This window comes from Gimesia sp., assembly GCF_048262075.1.
Classification (GTDB): domain Bacteria; phylum Planctomycetota; class Planctomycetia; order Planctomycetales; family Planctomycetaceae; genus Gimesia.
The window spans coordinates 31,739-49,157 of the sequence record NZ_JBLXFK010000005.1; the positions used below are offsets into that span (position 1 = coordinate 31,739).

A 17,419-nucleotide genomic window follows, 5' to 3' on the forward strand; every position below is an offset into this window, starting at 1 on the left:
TTTAAGGGAACTTATGACTCTATTTCCAGCAGAACAATACACACTGACACTTCCGGATTCTTAAATTTTTTCGACTAATCCTTCAGGGTATGCCAGACAGTTGTCATACCCCTGTCCTAAAATTTGGTTCAGTTGTCTGGAGCCATAGAAATTTGTTTAATAGAGATACAGGTGGCGGCAGTTTCGTCTAGCCCGTTCAGGGACAGAGATGGAGATGGACGGGGTTGCCTGCATGGAACTGCCGCCCCGCTGTTTTTCAGAGAACAATTTTGAGTGCCTGTTCACTTATTGTGTACCGCTGTCTAAATACAAAACTTAATTAACAGGAGGACTTTACCCGTAAAATTTTTTCTTTCACTTCAGGTACACGAATCCGTTTTGACTCCAAAACTGAACCCGAATAGAGTGCGGCATTGCCGATGTTCCCTGAATTAGGAAAACGCTATTATGCAGCAAAATGAAATCGAAGTATTCTGCCCGTCCTGCGAGCAAAGAATCATACCGCAATTCGGAATCCATGCACCAGGTCAGAAAACATCACTGGAATTTCAATCTCGAAGACTGGGATGTTCTGTGGAATGTCCGCACTGTGGCAATGTATTCATCCATAAAATCTATCCGGATGATAAAAAGATCTCTTAAATACCTGCCCAAGTTCCAGGAGCTTCAAAATCTTACCATGCTCTGAAGACTGAACAACAAGGCACCAATCAAACATCCATAACAGATCAGCGCCACTCCCCAGTGAGGCTTTTGCCGATATCGCGTGAGTGGCTTTGCGAAACAGATCTGTAAAATCAGTTTTGCACAGGTGAAAGCAACCATGGTCGAAGAGATGATCAGTACAATACTGAGTCCCAGGTAGCCTGTGTGCACAATCGCCATCGTCCCCTTTGCAGCCTCTTGATGAATTTCGAAGAGACTAAGGACTGCCTGCCAGTTCATGAGAAAGACTGCTGACCCGGGAACCCCCATCAGTAGTGCGAGTAACATAACAGCAGCACTGCCCAGTAAACGCTGATCATTGAAAATACCCTGTAGCTGGTCCGGGTAGACGAGTACAGTCCGATGTCGTCTGACGCTATCCAGAAAACAGGCCAGCCCAAAAATCGCCAGCCAGATAAATAACAGTTCTGGAGTAAAACCACGCATTACCTGCTGAATGGAGGTTGGTTCATTAGCAACCATTTCGTGTCGCCACTTCCAGCAGACGGCAGAAAACAGTGCCAGAAAAACACCCGCACTTTGAATGACGATGAGATACAGGATCCCTTTCCATTCTTTCTCAACTAACAAGAGACCCGCTGAACTTGCAAGAATGATCAGTGACAGAAAGAACAACAGATGCTCCACTGATGACAAATTGACGACCATAACCTGGCTGACAACCAGCACCAGAAAAAACAAGCCAGCAGCGACCGGAAGCAGAATCGCCATCACTGCCTGTAAATGGGAAGTTTCCTTCAAGAGCAGTCGATTCTGAAAATGAACAGGCAGAAGTCCCACACGAAAGACCGCACCCGAGATAATCAATATCAACCCCAGCATCACTGAATAATCATTTACTAACGATGCCTGTTTCTGTTCTGAAATCTGCAGATTATTTTGAATGACCTCCAAGTCCATTGAGTTGGCGGCGGTCGACAGCAACACCACACCTGTCAACAGAATTACTGTTAAAGGCAGGGTTGATTTGAGCTGTTGCAGAAATGCAGCCTGCCTCTCCTCTCCGTGTAATCCCCAGATCAAAAGCATGGAATTCAGGGAGAGTATCAGTTCAAAACAGATCACCAGGAAAAAAAGATCGTTCGCCATGCGATATTCCGTTTCAGCAATCATGACTCGGACACAAAACTCGACTCAGAATCATGGCACTCTTCAGGAAAGCTGAATCAGAACCTTTCCGGATTTCCCAGTCCGTTCCGCTTCAGTCACTGCCTCTACGACCCTTTCCAGGGGAAAGACTTCACCAATCTCAGTTGCCAGAACTCCATTGCGAATGAAGCTGGTTAACTTTGAAACCAGTCTCAACTTGGCAGGCAGTGACAGAGATTCCATATAGCGTGCCAGCCAGAATCCTTCGAGAGTGGCGCCATTGCGAATGAGATCGCGTGACATGAAATCGAGTGGAGTTTGATCTAAAGATCCATATACAATCATCCGGGCTCGCTCTTCCAGAATTCTGACAATTGTCGAAGCGGTCTTGCCTCCCACGGCATCGATGGCAAACTTCACCGATTCGCTGCCCAGATGTTTTCTGATCTGATCAACCAATACCCGCTCATTGTCATGCTCTGCATTAAACACCACGACATGACTGGCACCGGCGTTCTTCAACTGCTCTGCCTGATCATGACGTCTGACAATATTCAGAGTCTGAAATCCATAATGATTTCCCAAACGCACTACCATTTTCCCCACAGCCGAAGCGGCTGCCGTCTGCAGCAGCCATTCCCCGCGTGGAACATCTAACAGCGATTTAATCAGCACGTAGGCGGTCGCGGGATTGACAAAAAATGTCGCCGCCTCCTCCAGCGTGAGACGGGACGAAACTGGTATTACATACTCACTGGGCACAACTACTTTTTCTGACCAGTTACCAGTCCGTCGATTCAACACCACCACTCGTTTACCTTTAAAGAGAGCGCCTCGTAAACCTCCACCACTCGCTTCGACAACACCCACACCTTCGAATCCCGGCGTAGCAGGCAGTGATGGTCGTGAAGAATAACCGCCTCGAATATTCAGCAGATCGGAAGGATTTACTGGACTGGCCAGCATACGGACCAGCACCTCTCCCGCTTTGGCAACTGGTTCTTCTGCTTCACAGACTTTGAGAACTTCTGTCGGTTCTCCGAATTGCTCAAAGCGAATCATGCGCATAGACTGAATCTTTCACTGTTCCGGGGCTCTACTGAAATGTGAGTTTAGCAGGTTGAACTCTCTTCCGGCAAGCAGACATCAGCTCCAACACCGCGAAAAGCACGAACCCGAACGTGAAGCAGCCCTTGCCACCGTGCTGGTTGCAAGGACTGTTTCCATCTTCAAAATGGATTCTGCTTTCTCTTCTATTATCCTACAGAATTTCACTGTAACTAATCTGTATTTCCCGGTCTGAAGCACCTGTGACTGGTTGCTCGATATGTGAAATCAAAAAAGCAGCAGTGAATCCTGGACCCCGGTTAGTTCTTTGTGCGAGAACTGAAATTGGAAGCACCGGACGCAGTCTGAGTCGGACGAGCCGGTGCCTGCTGAGCGGTACCTTGAGGCTCTGGAGTGGAAGAACGTTTCCAGTTATCCGTCGACCAGTGAGGATAATACTGCACTACGCTGCTGCCCAGATCACTCAGAATTTCATGAAACTTTTTCGTCGTAATCCGCTGATTGGGAATCACACGCTGCAAGACAAACCGACGGTTGCTGGAAATGTAAGCGAAAAACTTACCGTTGCCCATCCGGTCATTGTCAGACAGCAGGCGTAACATCGCAGTCCGTGGAACATCTGCAGCACTGCGGGGCAGGGGGTCCAGCCATGCCATGACCCACACCCATTCGCCGTTTTCACTCAGAACGGCAGACATGGAAAGTTCCCACTCTTCTTTGTTCTGGTTGGCTTTGAACTGAAAGTCGTACCGTTTTTTAGTTTTAGTTGCAGATAAACCCATTGCTTTCAACAGGTTTCCCAACTGCTCTTCTGAGAGCTGGCCTGGCAGTTCCGGATTAGTGGTCACTGCTGGTTTTGTGGTAGCGGGCTGTTGTGCATGAACGCCAGCACCCAATACAGCCATCGCTGATAATACGGCCAACAGACAACCTACAACAATCCATCCGCGAAATGTGATTTTCATTTTGAAGACACTCCTTTGTCACTTCATTTCTCATGTGTTGACATTTGTCGATTTTTTTCTGCTCTCATTCCCTGATTGAGCAGACAGGCTGGTTGCAGGACTGCATACCAGCCTGTTCATGAATCTGTATGTCGATTTCTCTGGCTCACCGATTCCACCGGCAAATTCTGCCGACTTGAGTTAAGATAGTTCAAATAGCCCTTTCAGGCAGATTTGAGACCAGGTTTCGAACTGATCTAACTCTTGTAACAGTTTTTCCGGTGAGTCAAACCCTGTCTCTATAATCGACTCTTCACGGGGTAGAACTTTGGGCAACTCCAGGTCAAATATGTGAACTATTCCCAAATGGACCTTCCCCACCTCAGTTTCGTCGTCATTTATCAGCCCGACACAGGCTTCTGAATAGTTTGTATCCATTACAACTTCTTCCTGGATTTCGCGCTGCATCCCCTCGCGATACGTCGAGCCTTCCTTCTCGTCATCCTCCAGGGAGATGTGTCCGCCAATCCCGATTGAACGTTTACTATGCAATCGCTGCTCTCCCCCTTTGGAGCCCCTGGTGTAGTAGAATATGTTTCCTTCATGACGGAAAATACAATAGGGAATCAGTTGCTTGAAGCTGGGGTCTTCCTCAACCGTATCACGAGGCCGGAAACTGATGTAGTTCGGATCAAACAGCGTTTTCAGGTAAGGTGCCACCTGATCGTTAAATCCCTGAAAGTAACCCACTTCGTGAAAAAGAAGTGTGGGCACAACCATAACATGTTCCACTTGCTGCTCCGTATCTGACATCGCTGATCCTTCTCTGCTCTGTTGAGAGGTTGATTGATTAAAGTTTACTCAGTCGGCTGAGACGAAAGCCCCAGCAGTTCTCGTGCTTTTTCTCCCATATCCGAGGAACGCATCAGGGTCTCACCCACCAGGATGCCTCGGACACCTGATTCCTGCAGCTTCAACACATCGCTCCGGTCCCGGATGCCACTCTCACTAATCAACAGGCACTCCGCGGGCACTTGTGCCCCCAGCTGTATGGAATGCTCGAGGCTGGTGACAAATGTCTTCAGGTTTCGATTATTAATTCCCAGTAACGGAGGTGACAACTTTAAGACGCGCTCCCGATTGTCAGGCTCATAGATTTCGACCAGAGCCGACATCCCCAGTTCCAGCGCATAGCCATAGAGATCTTCCAGTTGCCCATCGTCCAGACATTCAGCGATTAACAGGACGCAGTCCGCACCAGCGACTCTCGCTTCTAAAATCTGATAGCGATCTATAATGAAGTCTTTCCGCAATACCGGAATCGTCACGTTCTGGCGGACCGCTTTCAGAAAATCCAAATGTCCCTGGAAATATTGTTCGTCTGTCAGCACACTCAGGCAGGCAGCTCCTGCAGCTTCATAAATCCTGGCAATCTCCACAGGATGAAAGTCTTCCCGGATCACACCAGCAGAAGGAGATGCTTTCTTGACTTCTGCAATCATCGCCACTGGACCATGTGACTGCATCGAGGCAACGAAGTCCCGGACAGGCAAAGCATCCACTAAACCCTCTGCCAGGCGTTCGAAAGGAATCTTCGATTTCGCCTCACTGACCTCTACCAGTTTGCTGGCCACAATCTCTTCAAGAATGTTACTCACGACTTCTCGCATACACCTGAATCTGGAATAAAAAACGTAAATCTGCTTCAACGTAGCATAACTCCCCACGACACGAAGTACCACAGAGTCAGCAAATCCTCCTGCAATTCGACTTGTAATTCCGGTTTCGGATGACGACGATGGCACATTCATGCTGTTTTTCGATACTCCCTTCATCAGGAGGCCATTGAATTGGTCCCTTCGGCACTGCATCTGATACTATTACTCCTGACCCTACTGAGCATTCGCTACTGGTTGCAGCTGATGACAACCAGACAGATTACGTCCGTGTTCCCGCTCAATTCTGAGCGGTACCAGCTGGAATTTTCGTTCCCTGTACTACTGGCAATCCTCTGGATTGCGATTCAGTTCGCAAGTTCTCTGGAGCGGGAATGGAGTGAATGGCATCAGACTTTAGCCCCTTCAAAACCAGTCACCGTAGTACACATCATGCAGTCGTCACTGATCACTTTCTGCTTCGGTGCGATTCTGATCCTCATACTGACGCTGTCACATCTCTCTGCAATTCAGAAGCTGGGGTTTCGCCTGAATGAAATTCGCAGGCAAATGCACGAGGGAGCCGTCGGCTTTCTTCTCGCTCTGTTACCCGTGATGGCTCTGCTGTTGCTGACTTACCCATTCCGATCAGAAGAGAGCCTGCATCCTTTTTTTCTCCTCTTAAAAGCCGAGCCACACTTTTCAACGATCAGCTGGATTTTTATTTCCGCAGTCCTGATTGCACCACTCTTTGAAGAACTGATTTATCGCGTCCTCTTTCAAGGCTGGCTGGAAAGGCTCATGCCTCCCTTCGCTGCCATCCTGATCAGCTCGCTGGTTTTCAGCATCGTTCACGGATTTCCCGATTGTATCCCCCTGTTTCCACTGGCATTCATATTGGGTACCCTCTTCTATTATCGGCGCAGCTATGTCGCCATCGTCGTAACCCATGCTTTGTTTAATGCCGTCAATCTCGCTTTGGCTCTGGCAAATCACCAGAATCCAGCTTGAGAAAAACAGACCTTACAATATTCATACGACCACCAGTTCAAATTGGGGTTCACCCGCTTTTGAAAATACAGTACCCTTCCCGCCTCTCTCAATCCCTCCTCTCAAGTAGTTTCTCATCTGGTGTTTCAGTCTCATCAGACTTCGACACCTCTTATCCAATCTGAACTCAGCCCTTCGGAGACCTCCGAAATGAATGCGACCCCCATTCGCCATTGGGTACTGCTCTCGCTTTGCGCCTGCATCTGTCTCTCCTGCCAGACAATGAGATCCAAAATGGATCTCATCTACACCGGAAAAGTAACCGGGGCATTATCACAGCAACTGGTCCAATCTTACGCCGATTCTCTCAAAGACCCCATTGCTGCAGAACAATCTGAAGAAGGAACAGACTGGAAAATTCTTTACGCTACCAATCGCCTGCAGCAGCAAAACCCATCGGGTGAAACTGGTTATACAAATGAGTTTGGATCGGAAGTGGCGTACGGTTCCAGCCACGTGCATATCTCTAAAATAAATCACAGCGACTTGAAATCGAAAGTGATCCAGACACTCTGGCAGGGTTCTCCCGACCCGGAAGGGCAGGTGGAAATCACTTCGTTAACCCCTGCAGAAGAAGAGCCTTTCTTTGCTGACCTGAACCTGCTGCTGCAACGGGCACCACAGAAAGATGTACTGGTCTTCGTGCATGGCTTCAATGTGAATTTCCCCAGCGCTGTCACTCGGGCTGCACAGATCGCCAACGATCTCCCCTTCAACGGGGCCGTCGTCTGCTACAGCTGGCCTTCCCAGGGAGGGGTTGAGAAATATCTGCTCGACGGTCAGGTCGCCAGTTCCAGCGTCGAACCGATGGCCCATTTTCTGGAAACACTGGTGAATTCCGTTCCACCCGGAACAAAAATCAACATCATGGTACACAGCATGGGCAATCGCGTCGTGATGCGAGCCCTCAATCGACTGCCACAACACTTTGAAAAAACAAAACCGTTCCAGAATATCATTCTGGCAGCTCCCGATGTCGGCGTCTCGGAGTTTAAAACCCTGGCACCTTCCATCATCGCGCAAGCCCATCGCGTCACACTCTACTCCGGATCAGGAGACGTCGCCCTTGTCGCTTCCAAAGCCGTTAACCAGGAGCGCCGTGCCGGCGATTCCCGGGAACCATTGATCCTGGAAGGTGTTGAAACCATCGATGTCTCTGCCGTCGATACCAGCTTCATGAGTCATTCCTATTATGGAAGTAACCGCGCCGTCCTCAGTGATCTGTTTGCCCTCATTAAACAGAACAGTCCAGCCGCGGAAAGAAACTGGCTCCTGCACAGAGACTTTGCCGGTCAGAACTACTGGGCCTTTGATAAAGAACCACCCGAAATCAAAAAAGTCAGGGCAACCAGTCTCTAATTGAGACAACTCACAATATATAATGTCTGCCTGAAGCAGGCTCATGCTTACTATAAACCGCGAATGTATTTCCAGATCAGGGCCCCTGCGATGAATAACTCCACATCCCGTTTCTCAGATCGCGTGGACAACTACATTAAATATCGCCCCGGATACCCGGTTGAGGTCCTTGATCTTCTGAAAACCAGTTGCGGCTTAACTTCAGATTCACTGATCGCTGATATCGGTTCGGGAACGGGTATCTCCAGCAAACTGTTTCTTGATCATCACAATACCGTGTACGGAGTTGAACCCAATCAGGAAATGCGACACGCTGCCGAAAAGTTCCTGGAAAAGTACACGCACTTTCACAGCATCGACGCGACCGCGGAAAAAACACATCTCCCTGCCGACTCCTTTGATTTCATTATTGCGGGACAGGCATTTCACTGGTTTGACCGCGAACAGACCAGGCAGGAGTTTCAAAGAATCATCAAACCGGCCGGCTGGGTTGTCCTGATCTGGAATGAACGGCAGACCGATACAACGCCCTTTCTGGTCGATTACGAACAAATGCTCCTCGATTTCGCGACCGACTACACTCAGGTGAATCATACGAATATTTCAACTGAAGACTTCGACCGGTTCTTTCATCCCCACCTTGTACAAACCGCGTCACTCCCCAGTCATCAATCCTTCGATCTGGAATCTCTCACCGGGCGACTGCTCTCTTCTTCTTATGCCCCCAACGTCGGCCAGCCTGGATACGCAGATATTTTGTCACGACTACAGAAGATTTTTCAGCAGCATCAGGTAGACGGTAAGGTCGAGTTTAAATACGACACCAACCTCTATTATGGTCACATCAGATAAGTGACTACCCTGAGAATATTGCGATCATTGAAAGTCAGCTGACACTGCAATCCGCGCATAAAGAAAGCCCTTAAGAAGGCGGTGAATTGTGGACGGATAAAGCGTAGTTTATTTCACTTCACAGAAACTGAAGAGCGTGCTGGGTCAGAACTCGCAAATCAGGGGGACCTTCTGGATAATGTTCCGTCCAGACCAGATTCCTTCTTAAGGGCCAGGCTGGGTCAGAAAGCTGATTAAAACCAGGGACTCATTTAAGAGTCAGTAACTCCGTTTCCTGATTCCTCTCAACTCTCTGCCAAAGGTATATGCATTGATCGTGCCAACTCCACTCTATTTTTCCCTTAAGCAAGATATTTTTCAATCCCGAACCCGCCATCACTACCGTTTACCTATTTTAAAGTGATTTCGACGATTCTCCCTTCATTTTATACAATTGTATCCTGACGGTCTTCGCTGATTTCGACACGATCACTTGAATTTTCGGCGCCGAAATGCTCTATTGTTGAGGTCGACACCTCATCGGCGCCGTATTTTCGGCGCTAAACGAATGTTCGACGCATCAATATTGATTGATTTCAAATGTGTCTGGCAAGACGAGGGGATCTTGAATTATGAAAAAACAAGGGATCAGAGAACGCGCGATTCTCTTCACCTGTGGAATTCTCGCCATCGTTTATAGTGTGATCGTGCTCGGCTTTGTCACCACCAGTCCCGATCTCCGCATTCGTGCCATGCTGGATAGTGTAGAAGCACTTCCCCAGACAGATGGCCCCAGTGTGGCAGGAATCGAAATCAAAGCGACCCCCGATATCAAAACTGCGGGCGCCTTTTCTGCTCCCAAAAACGGAGACGTGCTCACAAAGATCGGCGAATATCCGATTCGTACATTTCTCGATTTTTCACAGGTCCTCAGTAAACTACGCAACATGGATCTGCCTCCCGGCGGACAACTGCAACCTAAAGCCGATCCGACCGAACATGATGTCCCCTCCATGGTGGAAATCCAGAACAGCGGTCGTTTCATTAAGATCGAATATTACAGCAGGGATACGAGCGAAACTAGTTCGGTTTCATACACGATGAAAACCGCCTGGATTCAGATCCAGTCCATCCCTTCCGGAGATGTGGCGATCTCACTCCTCTGGTTCTCACTGGAACTGGTGATCCTCGCCATCGGTGCTTTCGCCTACTGGATGCGCCCCTTCGACCGGACCACTCGCATTTTCTTCATTATGGGTATTATCACTCTGGTCGCCTTTATCGGCGGATATAACTGGTGGATCATTGCGGGCTCGCTGATGCTGAACATCCCATTCGTAATCGCTGCCGTCCTCATTCCGGCCATTACACTGCACTTCTTCATCACTTACCCGCGGGCGATTCCCCCACTGGTTCAATATCCGGTCGGACTGTTGCGAGTCGTGTATTCGATCCCCGTCGCCACTACGCTGTTAATTCTGGCCTGCCTGACATACCTTCGGGTGACCTCACATATTGGTGAAGATCCCCGTGAACTCGCCGAACTCGAATATGCGCCGCTCGTTTTTCAAGCCATCTATGTGTTGCGCTGGACTGTTTATGCTTATATCACAGTCGCCGGCCTGTACTATCTCGCGACACTCGTCGCCCTGTTTTATGGTTACTTCAAAAGTCAAAATCCCTACGAACGCAATCAACTGAAATGGATCGCGCTGGCCGGGCTCATCTCAACGATCCCCGTCGGCTACTCCCTCTACCTCGCCGAATTCGACCGTACCCAGTTCGCACTCGGCGGTGCCGGGATTCCCATGTTCCTCGCCAGTGTCTCCTTTATGGCGGCTTTCGTCGTCGGGATCATCCGCTACCGTCTGATGCTCATCGATCAGATCATCAGCCGCGGCATGCTGTTTTACGTCGTCAGTGCTGGCATCTCAATTCTCTATGCCACTGTCATTTCGCTCGGCTCTCTGCTGGGGACCCAGCTAAACCGCGCTCCCAGTACCAATCAGGCGGTCTCTGTCTTCCTGGTGATGCTGTTTGCCATCTCGCTGCTCCTCTGGTCACGCGACCGCATCCAGCGACTCATCGATCGTCGTTTCTTCCGCCAGAAATACCAGCTCGATAAAGCCCTCAAACGTATGAACCGGGCCGTCGGCCGCCTGGGTGACCAACGTTCCATCGCCGATCGCATGCTCACTTCCTGCCGCGAAGTGCTTCAGGTCAAGAGCGCCGCCATCTATCTGCTCAACCCTGATCGCAGTCAGTTTGATCTGCTCACTGGATTTCACATTGAAAATGCCCCCTCCGCCGTTCCCTGTGGCCCGGAACTTCTGGAAGTCCTCGAAGGTGAACTCGCATTCCAACGCGTCGCCACAGGTCTCCTGAAAGAAGCTTCTCCCGCGCAACAACTGCTGCGTTTGCTCGGCTTCGACTTCATCTACAACCTCGAACTCGATGGGGAATTCGCCGGCTTCGTCGCTCTCGGACAACGCTCCGCAGGGAGCGCCTACTCCGCCGAAGACCTGACGTTCCTGAATGCCATGGGCCAGATTACCAGCATCGCCTTGCACAGTACCAAAATCCATCAGGACCTCCGCCGCCTCAATGAAGAAATGCGGATCAAGGTTGAAAAAATCGACGACCAGCGCCGACTCGTCTCCGTCCTGCAGTCCGAACTCACCAACTCGCAGGAAATTGCCGAACGCTCCACTCCCGCTCTCGATGTCCAGCGAGGTATGATCAAAGGGAACAGCCCTGCGATCCGCCTGGTAATGGAAACCGTCCGCAAAGTCGCCAACTCCGAATCCACCGTGCTCGTTCGTGGTGAAAGTGGAACCGGGAAAGAACTCCTGGCCCAGGCCGTCCATGAAAACAGTTCCCGTCACGAAAAACCGCTGGTCCGCGTCAACTGCGCCGCCCTCTCTCCCAGTCTGCTCGAAAGCGAGCTCTTCGGTCACGTCAAAGGCGCCTTCACCGGTGCCCACGAAGACCGTGTCGGGCGGTTCGAACTGGCGAACGGAGGCACACTGTTTCTTGATGAGATCGGTGACATCTCGCTCGACACCCAGGTCAAACTTCTGCGGGTGCTGCAGGAACGTGCGTTCGAACGTGTAGGCGGATCGGAAACCCTGCACGTCGATGTGCGACTCATCACCGCGACTCACCAGAATCTCGAACAGCGCATTACCGAAGGCCTGTTCCGCGAAGACTTGTATTACCGTCTCAACGTTATCAGCATCACATTGCCCCCGTTGCGCGAACGACGTGAAGATATTTTCGAACTCGCTTTCTACTTCCTTAAACGCACCGCACACCGATTGGGCAAACGCATTTCTCACATCGACCCCGATGCCATCGAAGCCCTCGAACGTGCTCCCTGGCCTGGTAACATCCGCCAACTCGAAAACGTGATCGAACGCGCGGTTGTTCTTGCTGAATCCCAGGTCATCACACTCAAAGACCTGCCCACAGATCTGCTGGAAGAAAAGAAACGACTGCCGGCCCGCGTCTTCGAAACCAAACCCGTTCGCTCTGACGCCGTGCGTCGCATCCCACTCTCCGATGTCGAAGTCATCACCTTTCCCGGCTCGCAGAACCACGTCGATCAGCGACTCTCCGAGCCCGAACAGCTCAAGCTGGCACTCGCGGAATGCGATGGCAATAAAGCCCAGGCCGCCCGACTGCTCGGCATGCCCCGCAGTACCTACTACAGCAAGCTCAAAAAATACGACATCACTTAATTTGTTTTTCCGCTCAGTCCTCGGGGTATCAACGGAATCTCTCTCACTGACTGGTGAATAGAATTGCCCTTGACCCCGCTGCGCCGATCGCGATTCTACGTACCTGTGTCGCGCGCGTGTCCACTTTACATTCACTGCTCTTCTTACTCCTGTGATAAGATCAGCACTATCAAACCCGCTCGTTTCAGACACATTTTGAAAATGCCTGACCAAAATGTGACTTTTTTCGCTGCGGGTCGACACACAACAACACAGGACCACAACCAACCGCCGCAGGATCGTCCTGGTATCGGTTCTGTTTGGAAACAGATCGCCATACAGGTACCGCATTACCACCTGGTGCACTGCTGCACGATCTGTTGACAAAGTCAGAAACAAATTGCCTTTCGTTATGAACCCCATGACCAAACCTCCCTGTTAATAGAATTCTGCTAACTAGACTGTGTCCAGTTTTACTGTAGCGTCTCCAGGTCCATTTGAACCGAGTATAATAGATCGAGTGACGCTATGGTTAAATGTGATGCGCTCTAGAATCCCACCATCATACGCGCCGGTCATCGGCACGCGCAGCTAAACATATCCCACCCGGTTATGATCGTTCTGCAGCAGAAACCTCAAAAAAACAAACTTAAATAATTCAATTTGATTTTTCACTGCCCCCACAGACAGCTAAGATGAATCAAACGTGAACGAATCTCTCTGAACTAAAATACTGTCCCACCCCAAGGAACCTCCTCTGTGAACCATCCCCGTCTGCTCAATCGTCGTTCCCTGCTCCTGCTGGTAGCGGTCCTGCCTCTGTTTGTCTGTTCTTTTTCACAGGCCGCCGAACCCAAACAGAAAACGATCCTGATGCGCTCCGGCTGGCAGACCGTCAATATCGGCGACATCGGCCACACCCCCGGCACACTGCGTTACCTCGAAGAATATCTGCCCGATGTCAAAGTCTATCTCTGGTTGCATAGAACCACAGACGAAGTCACAGCGATGCTCCAACAGCGGTTCCCCAAAGTTCAGATCGTGCAGGGCAAACTCAACGCCCGCGGCAAAGCCAACAACCCGGAATTTCAGCAAGCCTTCGACGAAGCCGACCTCTTTCTCTACAACTCGGGCATGCACTTCAACCAGTTCTGGCCACCACCAAACTACATCATCGAAGCCTGTACTGTCACAAAGAAACCTCTCGTCCTTTACGGCCAATCCTTCGACGGCTTTGCTCCGGAAGACGAAGCGAAAATGAGCGAACTGCTCTCCCGCGCCGCCGCCATCTATACCCGCGATGTCGAATCTTTCTACTACCTGCGCAAGATCGGCGTCACTGCGCCGTCCCTCGCCTTCGGTCCTGACGGCTGTTTCGGCATTGATGTCCGCGATGATGCCAAAGCCAACGCCTGGCTCAAAGCCCATGACCTGAAACCCAAAGAATTCATCACCATCACGCTCCGCAGCAACACACCGAAAATAGGTGCAAAAAAGAGCACGTCGATGAATCCCGCTAACCCCAGCAAAGAAGACCTCGCCCAGAACGAACTCTGGACGAAAAAACTCCGCGAAGTCATCACCGACTGGGTCCGCAAGACCGGCAAAAAAGTCCTGCTGGCCCCCGAAGTCGACAAAGAAATCGTGCACGCGCAGAAAATGATCCTCGACAAACTGCCTGAAGACGTGAAACCCTACGTCGTCAATCGCGATCCTTTCTGGAACGTCGACGAAGCCGCCTCCACTTACGCCCAGGCCATCGCCGTCGTCTCGATGGAACCCCACTCCTGTATTATCTCCCTGGCGATGGGCACACCCACCATGCACCTGGCCAGCCCGCGTCACGGCCTCAAACGCTGGATGTTCCGCGACATCGGCCTGTCCGAATGGCTGTTCGACATCGACGCCGACCCCGCCGACCAGTTCACCCGCGCCCTGTTAAAAATCGACGCCAAACCCGAACTGGCCCAATCCAAAGTCAACCGCGCCATGCACACCGTCAATACAAGATCCAAAGAAATGATGGGCGAAATCAAAGAGATCCTCGACCAGCAGAAATCCGCGGATTAGCTCTTAAACTGACAGCCGTGATAAAGTGAGTGGCACAACGGAATGGTTCAGAACATTTTTTTGAACCACGAAAATCACGAACCGGCACGAAAGCATCGTGTAGGTGAGAAATAACAACCTGGGGTGGCCCCGAATGCAATTCGGGGTTGTCGCAGACAACAGGAACTGTCAGTGCAAGGGTGCGAATGTCTGGCGAGTCTCCAATTCTGGTTTTTATAGAGTGCGAACACATGGGTTCACCCCTACCCGAGCTGACTGCTTACTCTGTCAGTTTCCTGCTCGCTGCGCTCGGCCCGGATCTACATCCGGGCCTACCCATTGTGTTTCATTTTCGTGTGGTTTCGTGTTTTTCGTGGTAGTAATAAATTAACTTCAACCGCAGCTAATTTTAGACTGTGTCCAGTTTTACTGAAACGGTCACCTGGTGACCATAAACTGCTTCCTACGGCCGGACGTGCCGGTCCATGGCACACGGGACGTCTTATGTGGTTTTGTGATCTCCAGTCAGCTCAGACGCCCGACAGTGAAAAATCACTGCTGATACCGTTCTAAACATGAGGGAACGAAAACAACCAGGGCGTATTTTCCGAGCCAGATCAAACACAACCTCCCCGTTCTTCCAGAAATTTCACAATCCTCAACTTCTCACTCTGACGGGCATAGAACAACGGCGTCATTCCCTGGTCATCCCGGGCATTCAGATCGGCTCCCTGCTGGAGCAGTAACTCGATCACTTTGACTCCATTATTACGATCAGCTGCCAGATGCAAAACCGTTCGACCGTCGGCAATCCGGGCATCCACATCTGCGCGGCGGTCCAATAACCACGCGGTCGCCTGCACATCCTCGTGCCGGGCCTGCCCCTGTAACAGATTCAGTCCTTCCACATACTCGTCGTTCACATTGACTCCGTGCGCCAGCAGCAGATCGCCGATGCGGGAGAACTCATCGTCCTGGCGCTTCATCGACCGCAGAACATCAAACAGCAGTCGCGCATCTCCGGCATCGGCACCACGGTCAAGCAGGTAATCTGCCAGCTCCACATTCCCGCCCACGGTCGCGACCACTGCAAACGGCGTACTGTGCAGAGGAAACGGGTACGCGGCATCAATCTCCGCACCTGCCTCCAGCAGCAGACCCGCGATAGTCACCAGCTTGTCCCGCATCGCATCGTCATCAATCCAGAGCCGCGAACCGGCGCAGTAATGCAGGGCCGTTTTTCCCACTGCATCCACTTTTCCCGCCAGCCTCGGGTTACGGCGTAAACGACTACGCACCCCAGCGATATCCCCGGTCGCCGCCGTCGTAAAGATGTCCGCTTTCGCTCCATACTCTCTAAGCTTTTCGACATAAGCACGAGTATTCTTCGTCGCAGCCAGGCAGAGCAGGGGACCATACTCACAACAGGCGTCTGGCTCCGCACCCGCAGAGAGCAAAAGATCGCAGACCTCCAGCAGCCGCGCTGCTTTTCGTAGTCCATGCGACTCAATGGCCAGTGACAGCAGCGAAGTCACTTGCTGTGTAGACAGCTGAGGCAGATACTTCCGTACGACCTGTAAATCACCTTTTTTCGTCGCTGCGATGAGTTGTGCCCGAAAAGAATCCGGTTTCTCCTGGCCACGTTTTGCAGCGCTTCGCCGCGCCGCATTCACACATGCCCGGCAGCAGGTCGCCAGCCCGTCCGGACTCGCAGCGCTGCCGTTAAAATGCGAAGTCGCTTTCGTCTCCCCGCACTTGTTGCATGTCTTCATTTCTATCATGACTCTCTCAGATCACATCGCTGTTATCACAACAAAGTCCAACTGTTAAAAGAAACCATTTATAGCATGATCTTCTTCTATCAGCCCGGGAATGGCCTCACGTATATCTTCATTCCCTGCCGGTGTCACCTGGGACCCTTCCAGAACCAGTGATTTCAATCTGGTCAGATTCTTCAAGTGAAATAACCCCGCATCACTCACTTGGGTTCGTGCAAGGTTCAGCCCCTGTAGTTTCTTCAAATGTTGAAGATGTTGCAGCCCTGGATCACTAATCTGGCAGTCATTCAATATAAGCCATTCGAGATTGGGCAGCGACTGAAGATAAGCTAAACCATCATTAGTAATCAGGGTATCAGAGAGATAAAGTTCTTCCAGACTTTCGAGTCCTTTAAGATGAACCAGTCCTGCATCACTGATTCGACAGCCATTCAATACGAGCCATTTCAGACTGGGCAACGACTGAAGATGCACCAAACCGTCATTAGTAATCAAGGTACCAGAGAGATCAAGTCCTTGCAGACTATTGAGTTCTTCGAGATAAACCAGACCTGCATCACTCACTTCTGTTTTTCCCAGTCTGAGATGTTCCAGCTTTGACAAAATTTTTAGATTAGCCAGTCCCGCATTATGTACCCGGGTATCGTTGAGATACAGAGTCTTCAGGCTCTTCAATCCCTGTAACGGAATCAGTCCCTCATCACTGACTTCTGTAAAAGAGAGCTCTAAATAATTCAGTTTCGTAAGCGTTTTCAGGTGAATCACCCCCTCGTCACTGATGGATGTTCCTTCGAGATAAAGTTTCTCCAGGCCATGAAGTCCTCCCAAATGGGAAAGTCCTTCATCGCTAATTTGCGTATGACTCAAGTTGATGAATTCCAGATTGGTCAACGCTTTGCAGTGAACCAAAGCGTCATCACTGATATCACAATCAGACAGGCGAAGCTTTTTCAAATTCTTCAACGTTTTCAAATGAACCATTCCCGCATCAGTCACCATTGTCTTCTCGAAACTCAGGGACTGCAGATTCTGAAATCGACTGAGTCGGGCTAAATCCATGTCGCCAAATTCCTCATAACCATACATAGCGGTAACAGTTTCAAAAGCAGAGAACACTTCTAACCCCACGAGTTGATAAATTGAGTCTTGCC

The 17,419-nt window shown here is 50.6% G+C and carries 12 protein-coding genes; 5 read left to right on the top strand and 7 right to left on the bottom strand.

Annotated features, from left to right (window positions below; genetic code table 11):
• Positions 1-666 precede the first annotated feature (666 nt).
• From ACN0YH_RS11865 to trpC, 5 genes are all read right to left on the bottom strand, one after another.
• The gene (locus tag ACN0YH_RS11865) at positions 667-1,815 is read right to left on the bottom strand and encodes a hypothetical protein (RefSeq protein ID WP_417379775.1); all 1,149 of its coding nucleotides are present in this window, start codon (positions 1,813-1,815) and stop codon (positions 667-669) included.
• A gap of 63 nt (positions 1,816-1,878) precedes the next feature.
• Entirely contained in the window at positions 1,879-2,883 is a 1,005-nt protein-coding gene (locus ACN0YH_RS11870; protein ID WP_417379776.1) for a zinc-dependent alcohol dehydrogenase family protein, read from the bottom strand.
• A 299-nt stretch (positions 2,884-3,182) separates the two neighbouring features.
• Complete coding sequence (locus tag ACN0YH_RS11875; RefSeq protein ID WP_417379777.1) at positions 3,183-3,848, bottom strand: hypothetical protein; 666 nt, start codon at positions 3,846-3,848, stop codon at positions 3,183-3,185.
• A gap of 180 nt (positions 3,849-4,028) precedes the next feature.
• Positions 4,029-4,640 (bottom strand): phosphoesterase, encoded by a 612-nt coding sequence (locus ACN0YH_RS11880; protein ID WP_417379778.1) that lies wholly within the window; start codon positions 4,638-4,640, stop codon positions 4,029-4,031.
• 44 nt (positions 4,641-4,684) lie between these two features.
• Positions 4,685-5,485, bottom strand: coding sequence for an indole-3-glycerol phosphate synthase TrpC (gene trpC / locus ACN0YH_RS11885; protein WP_417379779.1), 801 nt, complete (start codon positions 5,483-5,485; stop codon positions 4,685-4,687).
• Positions 5,486-5,749: 264 nt separating this feature from the next.
• Here trpC and ACN0YH_RS11890 point away from each other — a divergent pair, with 264 nt between their 5' ends.
• The 5 genes from ACN0YH_RS11890 to ACN0YH_RS11910 all read left to right on the top strand — a co-directional run bounded on the left by ACN0YH_RS11890 (position 5,750) and on the right by ACN0YH_RS11910 (position 14,511).
• On the top strand, positions 5,750-6,493 hold the full coding sequence (locus ACN0YH_RS11890; protein WP_417379780.1) for a CPBP family intramembrane glutamic endopeptidase: 744 nt from the start codon (positions 5,750-5,752) through the stop codon (positions 6,491-6,493).
• A 273-nt stretch (positions 6,494-6,766) separates the two neighbouring features.
• Positions 6,767-7,891 (top strand): alpha/beta hydrolase, encoded by a 1,125-nt coding sequence (locus tag ACN0YH_RS11895; RefSeq protein ID WP_417379781.1) that lies wholly within the window; start codon positions 6,767-6,769, stop codon positions 7,889-7,891.
• Positions 7,892-7,981: 90 nt separating this feature from the next.
• On the top strand, positions 7,982-8,743 hold the full coding sequence (locus ACN0YH_RS11900) for a class I SAM-dependent methyltransferase (RefSeq protein WP_417379782.1): 762 nt from the start codon (positions 7,982-7,984) through the stop codon (positions 8,741-8,743).
• A 611-nt stretch (positions 8,744-9,354) separates the two neighbouring features.
• Positions 9,355-12,462 (top strand): sigma 54-interacting transcriptional regulator, encoded by a 3,108-nt coding sequence (locus ACN0YH_RS11905; protein WP_417379783.1) that lies wholly within the window; start codon positions 9,355-9,357, stop codon positions 12,460-12,462.
• Positions 12,463-13,200: 738 nt separating this feature from the next.
• Complete coding sequence (locus tag ACN0YH_RS11910; protein WP_417379784.1) at positions 13,201-14,511, top strand: polysaccharide pyruvyl transferase family protein; 1,311 nt, start codon at positions 13,201-13,203, stop codon at positions 14,509-14,511.
• A gap of 596 nt (positions 14,512-15,107) precedes the next feature.
• On the opposite strand, the gene ACN0YH_RS11915 is transcribed toward ACN0YH_RS11910, so the two are convergent.
• Together ACN0YH_RS11915 and ACN0YH_RS11920 are read right to left on the bottom strand one after the other, a co-directional pair.
• Positions 15,108-16,262, bottom strand: a complete 1,155-nt coding sequence (locus tag ACN0YH_RS11915; protein ID WP_417379785.1) for an ankyrin repeat domain-containing protein — start codon at positions 16,260-16,262, stop codon at positions 15,108-15,110.
• 54 nt (positions 16,263-16,316) lie between these two features.
• Positions 16,317-17,327 (bottom strand): leucine-rich repeat domain-containing protein, encoded by a 1,011-nt coding sequence (locus ACN0YH_RS11920; protein WP_417379786.1) that lies wholly within the window; start codon positions 17,325-17,327, stop codon positions 16,317-16,319.
• Positions 17,328-17,419 lie beyond the last annotated feature (92 nt).

Excerpts from the sequence above, each read along its gene's own strand:
- ACN0YH_RS11865 (WP_417379775.1), bottom strand. The coding sequence starts at position 1,815 with ATGGCGAACGATCTTTTTTTCCTGGTGATCTGTTTTGAACTGATACTC.
- ACN0YH_RS11870 (WP_417379776.1), bottom strand. The coding sequence starts at position 2,883 with ATGCGCATGATTCGCTTTGAGCAATTCGGAGAACCGACAGAAGTTCTC.
- ACN0YH_RS11875 (WP_417379777.1), bottom strand. The coding sequence starts at position 3,848 with ATGAAAATCACATTTCGCGGATGGATTGTTGTAGGTTGTCTGTTGGCC.
- ACN0YH_RS11880 (WP_417379778.1), bottom strand. The coding sequence starts at position 4,640 with ATGTCAGATACGGAGCAGCAAGTGGAACATGTTATGGTTGTGCCCACA.
- ACN0YH_RS11890 (WP_417379780.1), top strand. The coding sequence starts at position 5,750 with ATGACAACCAGACAGATTACGTCCGTGTTCCCGCTCAATTCTGAGCGG.
- ACN0YH_RS11895 (WP_417379781.1), top strand. The coding sequence starts at position 6,767 with ATGGATCTCATCTACACCGGAAAAGTAACCGGGGCATTATCACAGCAA.
- ACN0YH_RS11900 (WP_417379782.1), top strand. The coding sequence starts at position 7,982 with ATGAATAACTCCACATCCCGTTTCTCAGATCGCGTGGACAACTACATT.
- ACN0YH_RS11905 (WP_417379783.1), top strand. The coding sequence starts at position 9,355 with ATGAAAAAACAAGGGATCAGAGAACGCGCGATTCTCTTCACCTGTGGA.
- ACN0YH_RS11915 (WP_417379785.1), bottom strand. The coding sequence starts at position 16,262 with ATGAAGACATGCAACAAGTGCGGGGAGACGAAAGCGACTTCGCATTTT.
- ACN0YH_RS11920 (WP_417379786.1), bottom strand. The coding sequence starts at position 17,327 with ATGGATTTAGCCCGACTCAGTCGATTTCAGAATCTGCAGTCCCTGAGT.